This is a genomic window from uncultured Enorma sp., assembly GCA_905210055.1.
Taxonomy (GTDB): domain Bacteria; phylum Actinomycetota; class Coriobacteriia; order Coriobacteriales; family Coriobacteriaceae; genus Enorma.
Genome location: CAJLVH010000022.1, coordinates 1 through 17932, shown reverse-complemented (window position 1 = coordinate 17932; position 17932 = coordinate 1). Strand labels below are relative to the sequence as shown.

The following is a 17932-nucleotide window of genomic DNA, read 5'->3' as shown; positions in this document are numbered from 1 at the left end:
TACGACCCCGAGGCCGATCTTCCCAATACACCGGATTCCGTGTTCTGCAGCCATGGCGCCGGCTTCACGGTCAAGTGGTATGACGTGCCGAATCACGCTCACACGGAAGTCGACCCTGCGCGCCTGCGGCCGTACCGCCCCGCCGACGCCGCCTTCTTCTCGACGCAGGGGGACTGACCTGCGGAATGTTAAAAACCCCTGGGGTTATTTTACATCGAGCTTGTTTATGCGACGATCGTAGGTGAGGATCCCGTTGACCTCGTCCTCGACATCGGAGATCTGCGTGTAGACGTAGCCGGCGAGGCCGCGCTCTTCAAGTGCCTCGGCGGCAGCGAGCGATGAACGCACCGCTTCGCGCCATTCGTCAATGCTATTGAACTCACCGTAACCGTATGCGGCGTCGGAGAGCCGATGCCCTTCAATCGGCTGCCCCCCCCCGCCCAAATTCGGAGAGGAAGAGTGCGCGGAAGCCACGTTTGGCGACGTAGCCAGAGAGGAACCTGCGGTCGCGGTCGGCGGTGAGCGGGCGGAAGTAGTTATGCTGCGAGAGGTAGTCTCCGCAATGCTGGTCGAACCAACCGCTCACGGCATCGATGGGGCGCGTTGGATCGATACCGTGGATATGTTCGGCAGCGGCGCGTGCGTCGAACTGCCCCATGCCCTCGTTGAAAAGCGTCCAGGTGACGATCGAAGGGTGGCGGGCGAGCAGGCGCACCATCGCGGTGCAGGTCTCGTTCCATTCAAGCTGGTAGCGCACGTCGTTCGAGGCGAGTGCCGTCCGATGGTGCGGAACATCGTCGCGGTAGCGACCCCAGGTGCATTTGAACACCGTGGGTTTGCGGCTGATGTGCCACAGGCTATACGGGCCGCCGCCCTGCACGGCGTCCTGCCACACGAGCATGCCGAGTCGGTCGCAGTGGTAGTACCAGCGGGCGCACTCGATTTTGAAATGCTTGCGCATCATATTGAAACCGGCTGCCTTCATGGCGGCGATGTCGTGGACGAGTGCCTCGTCCGAAGGCGCGGTCATGAGGCCGTCTGGCCAGTAGCCCTGGTCGAGTATGCCCTTCACGAAATATGGCTTGCCGTTAAGGAAGAAGCGCGGCACGCTTTGGGCATCGCGCTCGATGGAGACGGTGCGGAACGCGCAGTAGCTCTCGATGATGTCCCGGGTGCGCGCGGAATCCTCGGCCGCATGCGTGCGCAGCACGGCTTTTACCTGGTAGAGGTATGGGTCGCTCGGCGACCAGAGGTGCGGGTTATCAACGGTGAGCGCGGTGTGGAGCTTCCCGCGCTCATCGAGGGGTAGGGTTGCTTGGATGATCGCAGCTCCTGCGTGGTCGAGCATGGTGAGTTCAAGGTGAAGATCGGGCGCCTGCCCGGATACTTCGGCACGCGCCGCCTGCGCATCGACCGTGAGCGAGCCGTCGGCCGCGCCGTTCAGCGAGAGCGAGGTGAGGTGCGCTGCCGGTACGACCTCGTACCACACGCTTTGCCAGATGCCGCTTTGCGCGGTGTACCAGATGCCTCCCGGCGTGAGGCTCTGCTTGCCGCGCGGTTGCACGCCGGCGTCGGAGGGGTCGTACACGCAGAGCATGAGCTCTGCCCGGCCTTCGCTTGCCGGGCAGAGGTGGGGCGTGGCATCCACATCGAAGGGCAGGTAGCCGCCTCTATGGGTTTTGGCGAGCTGCCCGTTCACATAGACCGCGCACACCCAATCGACGGCTTCGAAGTGCAGGATGAGGCGGTCATTTGAGGAAAGCATGGGGAGCTCGAGCATGCGGCGGTACCACAGGAGCTCGTTTGGTTGGAGCACGCGGTTCACGCCCGAGAGGGGTGCTTCGGGCGAGAAGGGAACGCGGATGCGGCTTCCAAACGTGATGGGCGGCGTCGCGGTGCTCACCGCGTGGAGCGCCTCGTCGTAATTGAGGGCGCCGGGGCGTGTGCCGGCGACACGGGCGTCCCGGGCGCTTCGGGCGGGCAGCGGCACGTTGAGCGGAGAAAAGGCGCATTCCCACATGCCGTTGAGTATGGCGTACGCGGCGCGCTGCATGGTGGGGCGGGGATGTTCGGGCAGAATGGGGGCGTTGTCTCCCGCCGCGGTGATCGCTTCGCCCCAGGGGGTCGAGAGGGACAGGGTGTGCGTGCGCGCGGGCACCTGGGCAGCTTTGAGGGCGCGCTTCACATCGAGCATGCGCCGCCTCCGTTTCGTGATCTGGCCGCAACTGGGTCGGCGGCGGTTTCAGCGCGAGAAGGTCGATGTTGGTTATTGTACCGTGCGATGCGGGCGGGTTCGCATGCTAACGTTGCCGAGCGGTTTTAACAAAGCGGGAGCCTACATCTAGTACGTTTGTTCAGTTATGAACGATGAGACGCGGATTCAAATGGGTGCTAATGTGCAAAACAACCCTCAGATCAACCGCCCGGCATAAAAACCGCGAAATCGCCCTTCGAGACCAATCGTAGCCTCTTTCCACAAGCCTCGAATCGTGCATATCTGAATAAACTTACTAGAAAATGGCGGCATGTGCGTCATTTCTCGCCTGGGCTGCGTGAGGATGCAACATGTTTTGCGTTGCACGAGGGCTATGTCGCAGGCGTGCGGGTGCGATGCGGTGTTGACCCTGTCTGTACGGCGCGCGTATACTCAGCGTGTCGACCGGGCGGAACGTGGGGTTTCCGCAGCGCGCGTGGCGGCGCCACCGGCTCCGACGGGAAGGACACGCGGTGAAGAGGCTCTAAGCACAAAGAACGATTCGCGACACACGATGCTTCGCGTGCGCTCCTGCGAGTGTTCGGCGGTGTCGCTCGATTTGTGACAGGAGTCTTCATGCAGCTCACGCTTTCGGGAATTCGGTATACCTATCCCTCTGCCCTCGAACCCATCTTGAACAACGTAACGATATCCTTTGCGGAAGGCTGGACCGGCCTTTTGGGCGATAACGGATGCGGGAAGACCACGCTCGCGAAGATCGCCTGCGGGCTCATGGCGCCCGATGCGGGCAGCGTCTCGCCGAGCCTCGTGTGCCTCTATTGCGCCCAGGAGACGGAGGACGCACCCGAGGCGCTGTGACGCGCCTGCCACAAGGTGCTACTTTACGGTGAGGATGGGCACCTCCACGGAGCGGAGCACGCCGAAGCTCACGCTGCCGAGCATGCCGCGCAAGGCACCCAGCCCGCGGCGCCCCATGACCACGAGGTCGATGCCGTTGCCTTCGACGTAGTTCGCGATGCCTTCCACCGGTGAGGAGTCGATGATAGCGTCGACGACCACCTGGCACTGCGCGTTGTCGAGCGATTCCTTCACCGCCTCATCGATTGTTGCGCGCTCACGGTTCACGACGACTTCCATGAGCTGGTCGTAGCTCTCGGGATACACAACGCTTGGCGAGACCTCGAAGCTATCGCCCGTGAACGGCACGCCCGGAAGGGCCCGCGCAGGGATAATGGTGACGACATGTACCTTCGCCTCCGGCTGATCGCCCACCATCGCAAGCGCAGTATGGAGCGCGCTGAGCGCGTGGCTCGATTCATCAAAGGGAACCAGGATGTTCTTGAAAATCATGGCAACCTCCCTTGGGACGGGACAGCACGGCATGTCACCGTGGTTATACGTCGTATACCCGTGCGGGGAGCGAGTGGGACATCCAGCATCCGGCTTCTGGGCGAAGTGTCGGTTTGGCGCGGCGAAAGGCGCGGAGAGAGCTGGGGGCTGAGCATGAATGAGATGAGCGCTCTTGCCGGGCGTATTTCGACGCGCAACCAAAGTGCAACCGATTATTGCGCGATAGGTGATAGACGCAACTGCATGGCGACGGGCATCATGAGGGTATACATCCGAGAGGAGAAAGGAGACGTCATGGCTGTGATTCCGAGTCCCACCGAGCTGCTCATCATCTTGCCGTTCATCTTCATGAACTTGCTGCCTTGGGTGCTGTTCGTCATCGTGGCCGTGCTTGCGATTCGCTGGTTCCTGCGCCAGGAGCGTGGGAGTAAGGATCCCGAGACGATGGCTCAGCGCCGCTCGCTTGGAGAGGCGCTGCGCGAGGAGCGCGAGCGCTGCAAAATGACGCAGGAGTTCGTGGCTCAGCATGTAGGCGTGAGCCGCCAAGCGGTGAGCAAGTGGGAGCAGGGCGCATCGGAGCCCAGTACCACGAACCTTATCAAGCTCGCGAAGCTCTATGGCGTCGACCCTGCGGAACTGCTCAGCAGCATTGGCAAGTAGCGTGTGGCTACGCGTTGCATGTCAAATTACCCCAGCGATTTTTTTCATCGCATAACACTTTCATTGAGTTGAAGGTTTTCTCACTACGCAATGTAAAAAAGTCGCTGGGGTAATTTGACATGCGCGGTTCCTTTGGCGTTTTATGTCGAAAAACCCCTGGGGTTATTTTACATCCGGGTGCAGGAGATGGCTGCGACAAGGGCGGTGACCAGCCAAAATGCTAGTGCATAGCATCCTGTCGGCGCGAGGGCGGCACCCAGCGCGCACAAGGCCGCGGCGATAGCGGTCATGGCCTCACAGGAGAGGCGAGCGCGGTGTCGAGCGGGATCTTCGGCAGCTAGAGAACCGCAGAGCGCAAGCATCACGACGAGTGCGGCGTCACCGAGGAACAGGGCGAAGGTGCCTTCGATGGACGTTCCCAGGAACGTGGCGGCGATAGAGACCACAGCGGAGGCTGCGAGTGCCACGACAACCGCGGGCAGCGATCCCAGCACGAACAGAACCGGCGAGGGAACGGGCAGATGGTTGCGCATGAAGCGGTTCCGTGTATCGGCGAGGAAGACGCGGGCGAGCGAGCGCTGGGCATCGAACCCGCTCACAGCGAGCATGATCCAGCTCGCCGCGCCCATGATGCGCGCTCCAATCTCTCCGCCAAGCAGGCCGAACGCTGCGCTTTGGCGTGCGAGCGCACCGGAAAGCAGGAGGACGCCCATGGGTGCGACGAATGCTCCGGCAAGGATGACCTGCGGCAGCGCTTCGTAATGGCGAACGGTGGAGATGACGGCGCGTGCGAGGACCGCTGCCTGTCCCTGCGCGCGAGGCATGCGGCCAAGCGGGCGTCGGAACGCTGCACGCTGGCTCTTCACCAGGGATTTGTAGAGCTTGGGATTGTAGACGGCCATGCGGCGAACCGCATAGAGCGAGGCGTCGGTTGCGGCTTCGCGCGTGAGGAACGCGGGCGTGAGGCGCTGGGCGAAGAGCGCGTTCACGGCGATCGCAACCGCGAGCAGCGCGATCGCGAGTGTCACAGGCAACATAGGGGCGCCGCCCGGCAGCAGCATGCCTGCGAAGCCCTCAAGCAGAGGGAAGGCGGCTATGGAAAGAGCCGCGAGCGCGACTCCCGCCACGGCACCGCACAGGGCGAGTACGTAGCGCCTCGCTCTGCCAGCACGAATGCGCACTTCGCCCATGAGCCAGGCGAGGGCATAGCCCGCTCCCGTGACAAGTCCCGCCACAAGGGCGTAGGGAAGGCAGGCGACGAGTGTCGCCTCTTGGCCAGCGGCCGTAACGGTATAGGATGCGATGAGATAGCCGATGCATCCGGCGATGGCTCCGCGCGTAAGCAGACGGGGCGCAAGCTCGAGGGTGCTCCATCCGGCTATCGTCACCGGTAACTGGGCGAGCCAGGCAGCGTCGGGCGCCGAGGGCGACCACGGTGCACGCCAGCCCGCGCCCATGAGCCAAAGCGCTGCGGCACACACGGGGATGACGAGCGCGCCGGCTGCGATGGCACGTGCGATCTCCGCCGTGATGGCCGCCATCTCCGCGCCTTCGGTATAGGCAGCACCCGTGACGAGGCCGAGCACCCAGACCCAGCAGGCTCCGATGGCAGCGGCGGCGAGGAGTACCACATAGAGCAGGTACAGCCGCTCCGTCATGTCCCGTGCGTCATCGAGGTCGACGCCGGCCGCCCAGAGCCAGAAGTTGAGCTCCGCGCGCAGGTGCTTTGCCTTCAGCCAGGGCATGGTGTGAAATCCCCGGAACATGATGCGCCTACAGGGATGTCCAGAGCGAGGAATCGCGTGCCGCCGCGCCGTCAAGCGCTTCGATGGTTCCATCGGCAAGCTTGAGCACGCGATGCGGTTCGAGCACTTCGAGCTCGTGATGGCAGCTCAAAAGGATGGCACAACCCCTTGAGGCGGCGGTGGCGAGCTCTTCCTCTAGGATGGCGGCGGAAGCCGGGTCGAGCGGGTCGGTGGGTTCATCGAGCAAGAGGCACGCGGGCGACATGGCGAGCGCGAGCGTGCAGGCAAGTTTCTCGCGCATGCCGCGAGAGAAGCTCTGCGGGTACTGGTCGCAGAAGCGGGCGATGCCGAAGCGCTCGAGCAGCCGGTCCGCCTCGTCCCAGCGGTTCTCGTCCCAGCGATTGGCGCGAGCGAGGAGTTCGACGTGCTCGTACGCCGTGAGGTCGTCATAGAAGGCGGGGACGTCGGCGACGAACGCCATGCGGCTGCGCTCTGCGGGGGAGAGCTTGTCGAGTGGGGTGTTCAGAAGCGAGATCGAACCCTCGCGCAGGCGCTCCCAGCCCGCGAGGCAGCGGAGTAGCGTGGATTTGCCCGCACCGTTCATGCCGACAAGCAGCGCGATCTCGCCGGGCTCGAGGGTGAAGGACACCTGCTCCCATACGTTGGCGCGTCCGTAGCCGAACGCGATATCGTGAACTTCGAGAACGCTCACCGTGCCTCCTTTTGCCAGCGTGCACAGCGCGCTTGGACGTTGGTGACATGATACTTGTTTGCCGAATGTTAGGTTGTGAGGTCGTTGCCTTATGACGTAAAAATACCCCAGGGGTGACGTAAAAATACCCCAGGGTTTTACATCTGCAGAGTCGTTGCCTACGTTGCGTGCGTTTCCGAAGATGTAAAAGAACCCCTGGGGTATTTTACGCTCGTTGCCTTATGCGGCGAGGAATGCCTGAAGCACGGCGAGGCGGGGGCGCATATCTTCGACAAGGTCTTCGGCGATATAGGGCGTTGATTCCAACACGTCGCCATGGAGTCCTTCTCCGGTTTGCGCTATCGATCGAGTGGCATGCTTCACAAGCGGCTCCGCAAAGCGCTGCAGCGCACGCTTCGTGATACCCAGCTCGTTCGCCAAGACATCGAAGGTGCTGGGGGCGACATCGTCGATGGAACGCACGCCGCCCATCTTCATTCCCATATCTCGGCTAAATCGGGGGAATATGGTGGTGCAGACCAGATCATACGCGGGCTCGAGAGAAAGGGCGGCTTGCCGTCCCGGTTTCGGTTCGTGAAGCGATATCGAGAAGTTCTTGAGATGCCCGTCGCAGTTTCCGATCGCATAGGAGAACAGCAAGATTTTGGCGAATGTTGCAAGGTCTCGAGCGGGATTCACCGCGCGTCGGCGTATGAGCTCGGCGATTGCCCGGACGCTTCCTCCGGGGAGTTCGGCATATTTCGATCCGGGGGTTGTGCCGAATGCCTGGCTCAGATCCTCTTGATGCATGCGTTCAACGCAAAGTTTTCCATGCTCCATGCGGCTTGAGCGATCGAAGCGCTCGACGGCAAGAATGGGATTCGGTGCTGTGACGAGGTTCGTTGCGGGGACGGGAATCCCGCAGGCCTTTGCCGCCCGCATGCAGAGGAACTCAATCTCGGGAAGATCCCGTATATGGCTCGTTTTGAGAATATGCGTCGTCGCTGCGTATCCCTGCGGACGCAGCCAACCATTATCGAGGGCGGTATTCGGGAGATGGGCGAGGCCTATTTTGTTCTGCGTGCCCGCCAAAGAAAGTCGAGACGATGCGTTCGCCTGGGCGGCTTCCGGGAAGTCGAGCAGCATATGGCGAAACGTTTCGATCGATATTGCTTCGTATGACATCGAGCGTATGTTGAGTTCCGCCACGGGCTCGGTGGTTATCACGACATCACCGATGCAATCCCTGCCGCACTGTGCGAGAAGGCCAAGGTAATCCTCTTCCGGTAGTTGGAGTTCGGCCGCAAGCGCGCGCCGCGCCATGCCTTCGGAGAGCAATCCTTCGAAGTAGGGGCGGAATGCCGCCGCTTCAAAAGGATCGTTTTGAAGGGGGAGGGAACATGAGAGGGGAATGGAGCCGGGGTGCGCAAGATACGAGGGGTCGTATGAGAATGCCGTGCCATCCTTCGAGATGATTCCAATGGGAAGCAGTTCGTCGTATGCAAGGCGGTAAACATGCAACGCTTTCATCATGCCCTCCGTTCGGCGATGAGGTCGATGCCGAGTATGGTAAGGACGCCGAGGACTTTGCCAAGCTCAGCGCTTTCCTTGCCGTTTTCTAGTTGGGAGATGAACGTGATGCCCACGCCCGCGAGCCCGGCGAGGTCAGTCTGCGTGAGGCGTTGTCTGATTCGCTCGTCGCGAATGAGCGCGCCGATTTCTGCGGGGGTAGATACCGTCATAGATGCCTCCAGTATATGCGTACGCATAAGTTATGACGAATGAGAAGAAGATTTATGCGAACGCATATATAATAACATGATCAATGATTATTTATGCGAGCGCATAAAACGTGACGTCGCATTACTTCGGAGGTTTTCTCACGGGGCGTTACGACGTCCCACCGCCCGCGTAAATGCTTTTGACAAGATGCCTGCCGAATTTGCTGGCGCGGTGGGTCGGTCTTCGAGAGAATGGGTGCAGCGAACATCTCCCCAACGAACCGGAAGAAGGGGTCGACCATGATATCCGATAAGCTGCTCGCGCTGCGCAAGCGGAAGGGCATGAGCCAACAGGAGGTTGCGGATGCCATCGGCGTGACCAGGCAGACGGTGAGCAACTGGGAGCTTGGACAAGGGTCGCCCGCGCTCGACAAGGCGGCGGAGCTCGCGCGCCTCTACGACGTGACGCTCAACGACCTTGCGAGCGATGAGGTGGACGTGGTGTGCCCCGGCAAAGGCGGGCGCACGCGGGACGTGCATGTTCTCGATGGACTCGTGGGCAAGGACGTCACGGTGGAGCTCGCCGATGGTGAGGGCGCTCTGGTGCACGCTCGTCTTCTGAGCGTCGGCGCCGGGTGGATTCGCCTGGAATGCGACGCGCCCCGGGCGGTTTTCCCAACGCCGATATTCCGCGAAAAAGAGCCACCGCGGCGCGTGCTCAAGCTCGTTGACATGGCCGATGTCGCCGGGTTCACGGTCGAGGAGGATGCGCGCTGATGGAGTACACGGTATTCGTGATGGTCTGCGCCACGTTTGCCCTCACGGTCTACATCATGGCGGCCATGCCCACGAAGAAGGATCTGCGGAAGCTCATGGATGCCTCCGAGTCGAGGGAGACGGAGCTGGGGCGGATGCTGCGCGAGCACATCGGCAGCTCGTGCGAGCTCGTCCTTGCCGAGGCCGGCGTGACGGCGGGCGGCATGCGCCTTTCCGGCACCGTGCGGGACGTCGACGATGAGTGGGTGCTCATGGAGTGCCTCGACAAGAAGGGCGGAACCCAGCTGAAGGCGCTGCGCATCTCGCTCGTAGAGGGAATCGAGCAAGGGTAGACTGCGCGGCGACGCGTGTCGTGTCGAAAAACCCCTGGGGTAATTTTACATGGGTGCGGCTATAGGGTTACCACGCGTAACCGCGAGCCGTGCCGTCTCAGCAACTCGATGAGGTCCTCTGTGGCAAGAAGAGCCGTTGCAGTATTGTCGCAGGGGTGCACGGCCACGTACCCGGCGTCGATGACCTCTTGGTCGATGATAACTTCCACGCGATGCTCGGCATCGTTGAGCGCGCCGAGCGGCGTGACCGATCCGGGGATGAGGCCGAGCATGGTAGCGAGGTCTCGATCGCTCGCAAACGAGAGGCGCCGCGAGCCCAGCCGCCCTTGGATTTCGCGGAGGGAAACGCTCTTCTGATCCGGTAAGACGACGAGATAGTACGCGCGGTGCTTATCGTCGCGCAAAAACAGGTTCTTGGCACCGAACTCGCTATGGGGGATATTCGCGGCAATGGCTTCCGCCACGGTGAATACCGCGGCGTGCTCATAGGCCTCGAAGACGATGCCTTCTTGATCGAGCAGCTGCAAGGTTTCCGCTTTTCCGTACATGGCGCCTTCCTCCGCATTGTTCCCTGGAACCACGAGCGCCCCGAGATGCATCGCGCATGCTAAGCATCGGCTACATGTCGAAAGATCCTGGGGAAATTGTACCTTGTGTGCCCGTTTGACGTTCGGCTTAGAAAACCAACGAGTTCAACATCGCCCTTGTTCCCAATACATACTCATGGTATGTTTAGCAAGAGACAGGGGGTGCCCATGGCGCGGAACAAGTACCCGGAGGAAACGGTCAAGAAGATCCTCGACGTGGCCGAGCGACTTTTCGCCGAGCGCGGCTACGAACACACGACGATGGCGGACATCGTGGCGGGGCTCGATGGCCTCACCAAGGGCGCCGTCTACCATCACTTCAAGAGCAAAGAGGACATCTTCGAGGCCGTCTTCGAGCGTGCGAACCGCTCTGTCGTGACGCGCGCCGAAGAGATCCTCGCGGATAGCTCGCTTACGGGGCTGGAGAAGCTTCGTGCACTCGACGAGTCTTCGGCCGCAGGGCCTTCCGCCGACATGCTGCGCGCGATGCGTCCTTCCTCCGACCCCATTGCTAGCTCGCGCCTCCTCGCACGCGAGTATCTCGACGCGCTCGACGTGGCGCACCGCTACGTTGAGCCGGCGATCCGTGAGGGTGTGGCCGACGGCACGGTGACCTCCGAGTACCCGCGCGAGACCGCCGAGGTGATGCTCCTGCTCGCGAACCTCTGGATGGTGCCGCTCTACCACCCGCTTGCCGATAAGGCGGAATTCGAGCGTCGCGCCGCCGTGCTCGTGCGCGTGATGCATGCGCTCGGCGTTGACCTTGTAGACTGGGATTCCTTCGACCCCACGCGCATGTGGGATGACTCTTGGGGCGAGCTCGCTCGCGATTTGGCGGGGGAGGGTGCTGCCGAGGATGGCGGCGATTCGCCGCGGTAGGCGGGATCTAAATTGCCCATGAAAGGCAGCCGCGCAAGCGGCTTTCTTTCGAGTCAGTATACATACCAACTGAATGTATGAAAGAGAGGGAACCGATGCGGAAGAACAACGAGAAGAGGCTAACCGGAGAGAAGAAGCGCGCTACTGGGAGAGATGCCGGTATCGCAACCCCGCGCTTCGCGGCAGTCATGGCGTCCCAAGCGCTCAGCCTGCTCGGCATGGAGATCCTGCAGTTCGTGCTGCCCCTGCACTTGCTTAACCTTACGGGATCGGGCGCGCTCTACGGCGGCGTGGTCGCGACGGGGTTCGTGCCCTACACGCTGCTCGCGCCCGTGGGCGGCGTCATCGCGGACCGCACGCGCAAGCGGGGCGTCATGGTCGCGGTGGGCACGGCGCTCGCGGCGGCGATGGCGGCATACCTTCCCCTCGCGGGGACGTCTGCGGTTGTGCCGGCAACGGTCGCCGTCCTCATGCTCGCCTTCGCAGCACAGGCACTCGAGCAACCCTGCGTACAGTCGGCGATTCCGCACCTCGTAGCGCCCACGGAGGTCGAGCGTGCTGTGGCGCTCGTGAACCAGATGGGCATGCTCACGGGCATTGGCGGACCCGTGGTGGGCGGGCTAGCTTTCGGATTCTTCGGCCTTGCACCCATTGTGGTCGCGTGTGTCGTCTGCTTCGCGGCATCGGCTGCCGTGGCGGCATTCGCCGTGCGCGTTCCCTACGAGCCACCCGCGCGTACGGCGGGCGCTCTCGCCACCGCCCGCGCGGACCTTGCCGAGGCGCTCGGCTTCCTGCGCTCCAACCCGCTCATGTGGCGCACTATCCTGGGCGCCACGCTCGTGAATCTCTTTGGGTCGTCGTTCTTCAACGTGTGCTCGCCCTACATCGTGACCGAGACGCTCGGCCTTTCCAACCAGTTCATGGGTGCGCTGCAGGGCGCGCTTGCGGCGGGCGGCCTTGTGGGCGGTGCCGTTGTGGCGGCGGCTCCCGGCAGGTTCTCCATCCGCTCAGTGCCGAGGCTGCTGGCGTGTGTGGCGGGCGGCATCGCGCTCGTCGCGGCCGCGCTTGCCGCTCCGCTGCCCGCGCTCGGGACTTATGCGGCGCTCGTCGCACTCTACCTCCCAACGATGGCCGTCTGCATGTGCATGAGCGTCGTGGCCACAAGCTACCTGCAGATGAAGAGCCCTGGCACCCTCGTGGGCAAGGTCATGGCGCTCGCCCTCATGCTGGCGAACTTCGCCACGCCCTTAGGCCAGCTGGGTTACGGCGTAGCGCTCGATCTGGTTCCCGCATGGGCGATTGCGCTCACGGCGGCAGCAGCGACTGCAGCCGTGGCATTGTGGTTGGCGCAAACGGCGCATGAGGCGCAGCGACAGGCGGGCGCCAGTTTTTCTTCTCGCTGAGCGTTTTTTAGCCGCGCAGTTCAGATATGCGCGATTGTTCGGCAGCGCTCGATGGGGATGTGTTCGACGGGATGATCGAATCCTGGGCTTTTCTTGTACTGATCTGTGCCTTGTTACTTTGCGTCGTGCGGAACGTCGCTTTTTGAGCCCTTCGTACCTATCGAATCGCGCATATCTGAACTGTGCGGCTAACAATGGCTCCCATCGGTGAAAAAAGATGGTATAGGTATCGGTAGGGGTAGATAAGCAGCGGCTAACATCGGCTGTAAACCACTTTATACTGCACCGTGGACGCCCCTCGGCTACGTTGGGGGTGTCGGAAAGACCGCGAGGGATGAGGAAGCGCGCATGGACGTCGGAAACCAGATCAGGGAGCGGCGACAGCGGCTCGGGCTCTCCCAGGAGGAGCTCGCGCAGCGGCTCTACGTGAGCCGCGTCACGGTGAGCCACTGGGAGACCTCGAAGACCCTGCCCGACGTCCAGAGCATGCTCCTGCTCGCGAACCTCTTCGGCACCACGATCGACGAGCTGGTGAGAGGGGACGTGGACGAGATGCGCGAGATGGTCGAGAAGAACGAGCGGAGGACGAGGACCCTCGCGGTGGCGCTGGCCGCGGTCGAGGTTGTCGTGGTCACGGCGCTCGCCGTGACAGCGGTCGCTGGGCGCGAGTACCTGGAGCCGGCGCTGCGCCTGCTGCTCGCGGTGCTGGCGCTGGCGTTCTCGGTGGCCGTTCTGGCGGCGCGGCGCGGGCGGGGAGGCGAGGACGCGAGGAGCGCCGCCGAGCTTCTCGGCGCGGCCACGGGCGAGCCCGTGGAGGCCGCCCGCGCGAGCGGCGCCGCCCTGGGGATGCGGGTCGTCCTGCAGGTCTTTGTCGGCCTCGCAGTCGGCGTCGGCGTGCTCGTGGCGGCAGACATCCTCCTCAACCCCGCGACGTTCCGAAAGCTGGCGGTCGTTCTCGCCGTCGCCGTCGTGCTCGCGGGCTCCTTCGCCCTGGGGCGCCTCGCCCGCCCGGCCTGGACGGCGGCCGTCCTGCCGGCGCTCTGGGTGGCGGGCGCCGTCGCCCTCGGCGCCGCGACGGGCGGCCTCGGCACGCCACGGGACTGGTTCGCCGTCGTGGGCGGCGCGGTGGTGCTCCTCGCGTTCTGGGCGATCGGGCGGAGCCGCCGCGGGTAGGCGTGGCATCGCCCCGTTGCCCCGCCTGGCTCCGCGTGCGAGAATGTAAGAAATACATTCCACGGACGCGGGAGGGAGGGTACGGCGGTGGCCAAGCAGAAGTACACCTTCGAGAGCAAGATCCACGTGTACCGCGCCATGCGGCGCATGACGCAGGCCGAGCTCGCCGAGGCCGTGGGCGTCTCGCGCCAGACCATCGTGCAGCTCGAGCGCAACCGCTACAACCCCTCGCTCCTGCTCGCCTACAGCATCGCCCAGGTCTTCGGCGTCACGGTCGAGGACCTCTTCGACTTCAGGGAGGCGTAGATGATGGACGCCCTCGGCACCGGCATGCACTAGCTGCTCGACAGCGCCCTCGCGCTCAACGTGGGCGCCTGGTCATGCCTGCCGCTCTCCGTAGCGGTGATCGTCATGATCGCCCGGCTCAAGAACCGCGACGAGCGCGGATGGCAGATCTTCGGCAAGGCAGGCGTCGTGGCCTTCGCGGTGTTCTTCGTCGCGGTGAACCTCATCGCCAAGTCCTCGGGCGGCGTGCCGATGGAGATCTCCTACGTCTTCTACGCGAGCACGCTCCAGTGGCTCTACAACCTGGTGCTCGCCGTGTGGATCGTGGCCGTCCTGGTGCTGCGCCGCGTCATGTAGCGTCTCCGGCTCCGCTGCGGCGGAGCCATCTCTTTCACTCAGGATGATAGAAATAATTGATATGGAGCGAGAAATACCGGATACTCCGGGTATGGACAGTCAGCCCCGAGGGGGCACGTAGGAAAGGAGCCGACCATGGCCGACACCGCTGCAGCAGCCATCGATAAGGACGTCGAGGGGAGCGAGGCCGCCGAGGACCCGCGGCGCTCGGACCTCTTCGTTGTCGGCGTCATCCTCGTAGCCGCGCTCGGGGCCTTCGCCCTCTACTTCTGGCGCCTCGCCACGGGTGACGCCATGGGGGCGGACGGCGTCACGCCGCTCATCTTCGCCCTCAGCTGCGTCTACCTGTGCTTCGAGGCGCCGCGCCGCCGCACCGCCGGCGTGCGGGCTGTGAGCGCGCTCGCGAGCGTCGACGCAGTGTTGCTCTGCGTCTGGGCGCTCGTCCAGGTCGCGCAGGTGGCGCTCTCGTAGGCGCCGGGCGCCTGCCCGCGGGAGTGGGCGACGGTATGCGTGCCGCTGGGCGCCCCGCGGGAACCTCCCGCGGGGCGCCCTCTCGTCCCCGTGCGTCCGTGGGCCTCGCCGTGGGTAGAATCGCCTCAGATGTCCCCTTGCGAGGAGGTGCGCATGACGACTTCCCTCTAGCCGATGAGCCTGACAGCAGCGCGGGCCGCGACCCCAGCGTCGCCGGGGCGGTTTCCTGCGGCCCGCGACCGGATAGAGAGAAGACAGCCATGGCAAAGAACGCCAACACCTTCCCATCGATCAGCCCCGTCCCGTTCCCGCAGGCGCGCGCAGCGGCCCTGCGGGTGCTGGCCGCCCCCGGCCTCGCCGGGAGGGCGTACCTCCAGGGAGGGCTCGTCCCCTGGGTCGCCTCCGGGCGCGACTCCGGGAGGCTCCACGGCGACGTGGACGTCTCGGTGCGCCTGGGCGACATGCCCGCTGTGCGCGCCTGGCTCGCCGCCGAGGGCTTGTATGATCCCTCGCTCGATTCGCTCGAGCTGCCCTGCAACGACGAGCGTGGGGACTTCGGGGTTCACGCGCTTATCGACGGAGTGCTCGTGAGCTTCTGCCCGTTCCGCTTCGAGGGTCGCGAGTTGTGCCAGCGCAACGCCGCGCTCGCGGTGACCGACGGCTTCGACGCCCTGCTCGAGGCGGTCGTCCCCGACATTATGGAGCGCGATCTCTTAGAGGGGCGCACGCTGCCGGACGGCACCATAATCGGCTGCGCCACGCTCGAGTCCGTCCGCGCCGCCAAGGTTGCGAGCGGGCGAGAGAAGGACGCGCACGACGTCGCCGAGATCGACCGCATCGGCTGCGACCCCGCTCGCTACGCCCGTGTTGCCGCCGCCTACGGGGCCATGCGCATCGAATGCGTCACCCACGGGGAGTAGGCGGGCAATCTGAGGATGGGGGTGCGGGTCGCCGCCGCGGCCCGCACCCCCGATCGGCCCGGCATCGCGCCCCGCACGCCTCCCGCCGCCGGCTCCTACCTCACGAAGAGGCCCCCGCTGAGAACCCCGTAGGCCACCACCAGGGCAAAGAGCGCCAGGACGACGCAGCCGACGACGAGGAACGCCCGCCAGGCCCTGAGCGCCGCCTCCTTGCCCCGCTCGACGTCCGAGTAGATCGACGAGATCTGCTTGTCGGACTCGTTGAGGGCGCGCACGTCGCCCACGTCGACGCCCCTCACGAGCTCGTCGAGGCTCATCTCGTAGTAGTCGGACAGCAGGACGAGCCGCTGGAAGTCGGGGTAGGACTGCCCCAGTATCGCCTAGCGAAGGAGACGGGCATCCCTGCGCAGCGCATCGGACAGATCGTGCTAGGACGGCGCTCTGTTACCGCGGACACCGATCTTCGGCTGTGCCGCTTCTTCGGGCTCTCTGATGGATACTGGCTTCGCGCTCAGGCGGCATACGACATCGAGGCTGCTCGGCGTAAGCTAGAGCCTGAGCTTAAGAAGATCAAGCCCTGGTCGCAGGTTGCCGCTGTTCTCTAATGGGTCGATTCGGCGCCCGTATCCTTCGCGACGCAATCCGTGCCTGATCGTGATGCGGGTATAGAGGTAAGGCTCTCCCGGTACCCATATCGTGGCGATGCCATTACGTTCGCCATATCTGCGAGTAGGGTGTCTGCTTCCCATGCGGAACGCTGTGTAATAATTTCCAAAACACGCGGGGGAGCTCGCGACGGCGGAGTACACTGGGAACAGCCAGACGACCTAGGGAGGTAACATGCTCTGCCCTCACTGCAACCAGCCCATCTCCGACGATGCGAGATTTTGCCCGGCGTGCGGAGCCAAGCTCGACGATCCCAGCTCCGACAAGGCGCCCGCATCTCCGACGCCCCCTGGCCCCAAGCGGCGCGTGTTGCCGATCGCCGTGGCGGTCGTGGTCGTGCTGGTCGCCGTGCTCGGCATTTTCGTCGTCCTCCCCATGGTCTTGGGCGGTTCCGGTGGCTCCGGCGGCGGCGCGGGGGCGTCGGGCGGGCCGGCGTACTACAGCGCCCTCGACCCCGATAAGTACAGCCTGCAGGAGGCCCAGCTCGACCTCGACGACTGCTATGAGTTCGAGTTCCCGCTCGACGACGGCATCGACATGACCTTCGACAGCTTCGACCAGATCGGCAACACGAACCCCTACGACGCCGTGCGCGTCTACACCGACAGCTCGTTCTCGCACGAGTTCCCGACGACGGTCTCGATGTTCGAGAGCGACGACGGGGAGAACGCCCTCTACGTGTCGCCCGCCGACCCCCGCGTGCGCGACGAGAACGGCAACGACACCGACGCGATCGACATCTTCCACCTCGACGACGCCGAGTCCGACGAGTTCGTCCCGCTCGGGCGCTGGTACGGCTTCGGCGGCTACTACCTGGTCCGCTACATAGGCTCGGACGGCGAGAAGCTCGACAAGCCCGAGGTCACCTACTTCACGGTCGCCAACGACGTCGACAAGGACGAGGACGCGCTCGCCGAGCCGGATAACGTGCAGATCAGCGTGACCGGGACCGGCACGCTCTCGGTCTCGTGGGACCCGGTCGAGGGGGCCGACCACTACGAGGTCTACCTGTCGGCCGTCGACGAGACGTCGACGAGCTCCCTCGACCGCTACACCTACGACCTGCTCGCCTCGACGCAGGACACCTCGATCGATACCGCCGACTACGACACCGACTCCGCCGAGTTCAATCAGATGATGCAGGATGACGGCGTCGCCGGGACCTTCCAGCAGAACAGCCGCTTCGACGAGCTGCTCGTCGGCGAGTCCGAGGACGAGATCCTCGAGAACCGCCAGGATGCCGCTGCGGGGCAGCAGGGCCTCGAGGTCGCCGACTACGTCCCCAACGCCGAGCACGTCAAGGACGCGTCCGTCTCGGTTATCGCGGTCGGCCCCGACGACGAGCAGTCGCCCTTCGACTTCCGGAACATCAACGACCTCCTGGGCAAGATGCCGCTCGAGTCCGCGACCTACACCGCGCTCATATACCAGGGATCGGACACCGAGCCCGACCAGGCCACCGACCCGGTGGGCTACATGAAGTGGCGCCTGTTCGAGTACGTCTCCATGGCCGACGGCACGGTGGGCATCCAGCGCCTCCAGCTCGACTACGACAACGCGCGGACCGACAACGAGTACCTCACGTACGGTCCGGACGAGCAGCACCTCACCACGGGCAACGTCGACATGTACGTGATCCCCTACACGGTGCCGGGTACCGCGCTCTCCGGCGAGCTCGGCGTGCTCGCGCCGTACTGGCC

At 64.0% G+C, this 17932-nt stretch carries 22 protein-coding genes; 13 read left to right on the top strand and 9 right to left on the bottom strand.

What is annotated here, in order from left to right; all coding sequences use genetic code 11:
• Positions 1 to 204 precede the first annotated feature (204 nt).
• Together QZ079_RS02965 and QZ079_RS02960 are read right to left on the bottom strand one after the other, a co-directional pair.
• Positions 205 to 348 carry a hypothetical protein gene (locus QZ079_RS02965; protein ID WP_297034910.1) on the bottom strand — a complete coding sequence of 48 codons (144 nt, stop codon included), beginning with the start codon at positions 346 to 348 and terminating at the stop codon, positions 205 to 207.
• 70 nt (positions 349 to 418) lie between these two features.
• Positions 419 to 2194 (bottom strand): glycoside hydrolase family 2 protein, encoded by a 1776-nt coding sequence (locus tag QZ079_RS02960; protein ID WP_297034907.1) that lies wholly within the window; start codon positions 2192 to 2194, stop codon positions 419 to 421.
• A 636-nt stretch (positions 2195 to 2830) separates the two neighbouring features.
• Here QZ079_RS02960 and QZ079_RS02955 point away from each other — a divergent pair.
• On the top strand, positions 2831 to 3073 hold the full coding sequence (locus QZ079_RS02955) for an ATP-binding cassette domain-containing protein (RefSeq protein WP_297034906.1): 243 nt from the start codon (positions 2831 to 2833) through the stop codon (positions 3071 to 3073).
• A gap of 18 nt (positions 3074 to 3091) precedes the next feature.
• Here QZ079_RS02955 and QZ079_RS02950 read toward each other — a convergent pair whose 3' ends face one another.
• Complete coding sequence (locus QZ079_RS02950; protein ID WP_291288856.1) at positions 3092 to 3565, bottom strand: universal stress protein; 474 nt, start codon at positions 3563 to 3565, stop codon at positions 3092 to 3094.
• 294 nt (positions 3566 to 3859) lie between these two features.
• Between QZ079_RS02950 and QZ079_RS02945 the strand changes: the two genes are divergently transcribed.
• Positions 3860 to 4225, top strand: a complete 366-nt coding sequence (locus QZ079_RS02945) for a helix-turn-helix domain-containing protein (protein ID WP_297034901.1) — start codon at positions 3860 to 3862, stop codon at positions 4223 to 4225.
• A 167-nt stretch (positions 4226 to 4392) separates the two neighbouring features.
• Here QZ079_RS02945 and QZ079_RS02940 read toward each other — a convergent pair whose 3' ends face one another.
• From QZ079_RS02940 to QZ079_RS02925, 4 genes are all read right to left on the bottom strand, one after another.
• Positions 4393 to 5970 (bottom strand): hypothetical protein, encoded by a 1578-nt coding sequence (locus QZ079_RS02940; protein ID WP_297034898.1) that lies wholly within the window; start codon positions 5968 to 5970, stop codon positions 4393 to 4395.
• Positions 5971 to 5998: 28 nt separating this feature from the next.
• The gene (locus tag QZ079_RS02935) at positions 5999 to 6682 is read right to left on the bottom strand and encodes an ABC transporter ATP-binding protein (RefSeq protein WP_297034894.1); all 684 of its coding nucleotides are present in this window, start codon (positions 6680 to 6682) and stop codon (positions 5999 to 6001) included.
• Between the two features lie 219 nt (positions 6683 to 6901).
• Entirely contained in the window at positions 6902 to 8194 is a 1293-nt protein-coding gene (locus QZ079_RS02930; protein ID WP_297034891.1) for a HipA domain-containing protein, read from the bottom strand.
• Positions 8191 to 8403: a type II toxin-antitoxin system Y4mF family antitoxin gene (locus tag QZ079_RS02925; RefSeq protein ID WP_291288851.1), complete on the bottom strand. Its 213-nt coding sequence runs from the start codon at positions 8401 to 8403 to the stop codon at positions 8191 to 8193. The genes QZ079_RS02930 and QZ079_RS02925 overlap by 4 nt, the downstream gene beginning before the upstream one ends.
• A 279-nt stretch (positions 8404 to 8682) precedes the next feature.
• On the opposite strand from QZ079_RS02925, the gene QZ079_RS02920 reads away from it, so the two are divergent.
• Entirely contained in the window at positions 8683 to 9159 is a 477-nt protein-coding gene (locus QZ079_RS02920; RefSeq protein ID WP_297034887.1) for a helix-turn-helix transcriptional regulator, read from the top strand.
• A complete protein-coding gene (locus QZ079_RS02915; RefSeq protein WP_297034885.1) occupies positions 9159 to 9491 on the top strand; it encodes a hypothetical protein in 333 nt (110 codons plus the stop codon). Before QZ079_RS02920 ends, QZ079_RS02915 begins: the two co-directional genes overlap by 1 nt.
• Positions 9492 to 9550: 59 nt before the next feature.
• On the opposite strand, the gene QZ079_RS02910 is transcribed toward QZ079_RS02915, so the two are convergent.
• Positions 9551 to 10039, bottom strand: a complete 489-nt coding sequence (locus QZ079_RS02910) for a prolyl-tRNA synthetase associated domain-containing protein (RefSeq protein WP_297034882.1) — start codon at positions 10037 to 10039, stop codon at positions 9551 to 9553.
• A 207-nt stretch (positions 10040 to 10246) separates the two neighbouring features.
• Here QZ079_RS02910 and QZ079_RS02905 point away from each other — a divergent pair, with 207 nt between their 5' ends.
• The 7 genes from QZ079_RS02905 to QZ079_RS02875 all read left to right on the top strand — a co-directional run bounded on the left by QZ079_RS02905 (position 10247) and on the right by QZ079_RS02875 (position 15566).
• On the top strand, positions 10247 to 10957 hold the full coding sequence (locus tag QZ079_RS02905) for a TetR/AcrR family transcriptional regulator (RefSeq protein WP_297034879.1): 711 nt from the start codon (positions 10247 to 10249) through the stop codon (positions 10955 to 10957).
• A gap of 95 nt (positions 10958 to 11052) precedes the next feature.
• Positions 11053 to 12360: an MFS transporter gene (locus tag QZ079_RS02900; RefSeq protein ID WP_297034877.1), complete on the top strand. Its 1308-nt coding sequence runs from the start codon at positions 11053 to 11055 to the stop codon at positions 12358 to 12360.
• 348 nt (positions 12361 to 12708) lie between these two features.
• Complete coding sequence (locus tag QZ079_RS02895) at positions 12709 to 13533, top strand: helix-turn-helix transcriptional regulator (RefSeq protein ID WP_297034872.1); 825 nt, start codon at positions 12709 to 12711, stop codon at positions 13531 to 13533.
• A 120-nt stretch (positions 13534 to 13653) separates the two neighbouring features.
• Positions 13654 to 13839 carry a helix-turn-helix transcriptional regulator gene (locus tag QZ079_RS02890; protein WP_297034916.1) on the top strand — a complete coding sequence of 62 codons (186 nt, stop codon included), beginning with the start codon at positions 13654 to 13656 and terminating at the stop codon, positions 13837 to 13839.
• 60 nt (positions 13840 to 13899) lie between these two features.
• Positions 13900 to 14175, top strand: coding sequence for a hypothetical protein (locus QZ079_RS02885; protein ID WP_297034870.1), 276 nt, complete (start codon positions 13900 to 13902; stop codon positions 14173 to 14175).
• A gap of 135 nt (positions 14176 to 14310) precedes the next feature.
• Entirely contained in the window at positions 14311 to 14646 is a 336-nt protein-coding gene (locus QZ079_RS02880) for a hypothetical protein (RefSeq protein ID WP_297034867.1), read from the top strand.
• A gap of 260 nt (positions 14647 to 14906) precedes the next feature.
• Positions 14907 to 15566 carry a hypothetical protein gene (locus QZ079_RS02875; RefSeq protein ID WP_297034865.1) on the top strand — a complete coding sequence of 220 codons (660 nt, stop codon included), beginning with the start codon at positions 14907 to 14909 and terminating at the stop codon, positions 15564 to 15566.
• A gap of 95 nt (positions 15567 to 15661) precedes the next feature.
• Here QZ079_RS02875 and QZ079_RS02870 read toward each other — a convergent pair whose 3' ends face one another.
• A complete protein-coding gene (locus QZ079_RS02870) occupies positions 15662 to 15883 on the bottom strand; it encodes a hypothetical protein (protein WP_297034919.1) in 222 nt (73 codons plus the stop codon).
• Between QZ079_RS02870 and QZ079_RS02865 the strand changes: the two genes are divergently transcribed.
• Positions 15812 to 16171, top strand: a complete 360-nt coding sequence (locus QZ079_RS02865) for a HigA family addiction module antitoxin (RefSeq protein ID WP_297034913.1) — start codon at positions 15812 to 15814, stop codon at positions 16169 to 16171. The two genes, QZ079_RS02870 and QZ079_RS02865, sit on opposite strands and share 72 nt — an antisense overlap.
• 235 nt (positions 16172 to 16406) lie before the next feature.
• Positions 16407 to 17932: zinc ribbon domain-containing protein (locus tag QZ079_RS02860; protein WP_297034863.1), on the top strand; the 1526-nt coding region annotated here is incomplete at its 3' end.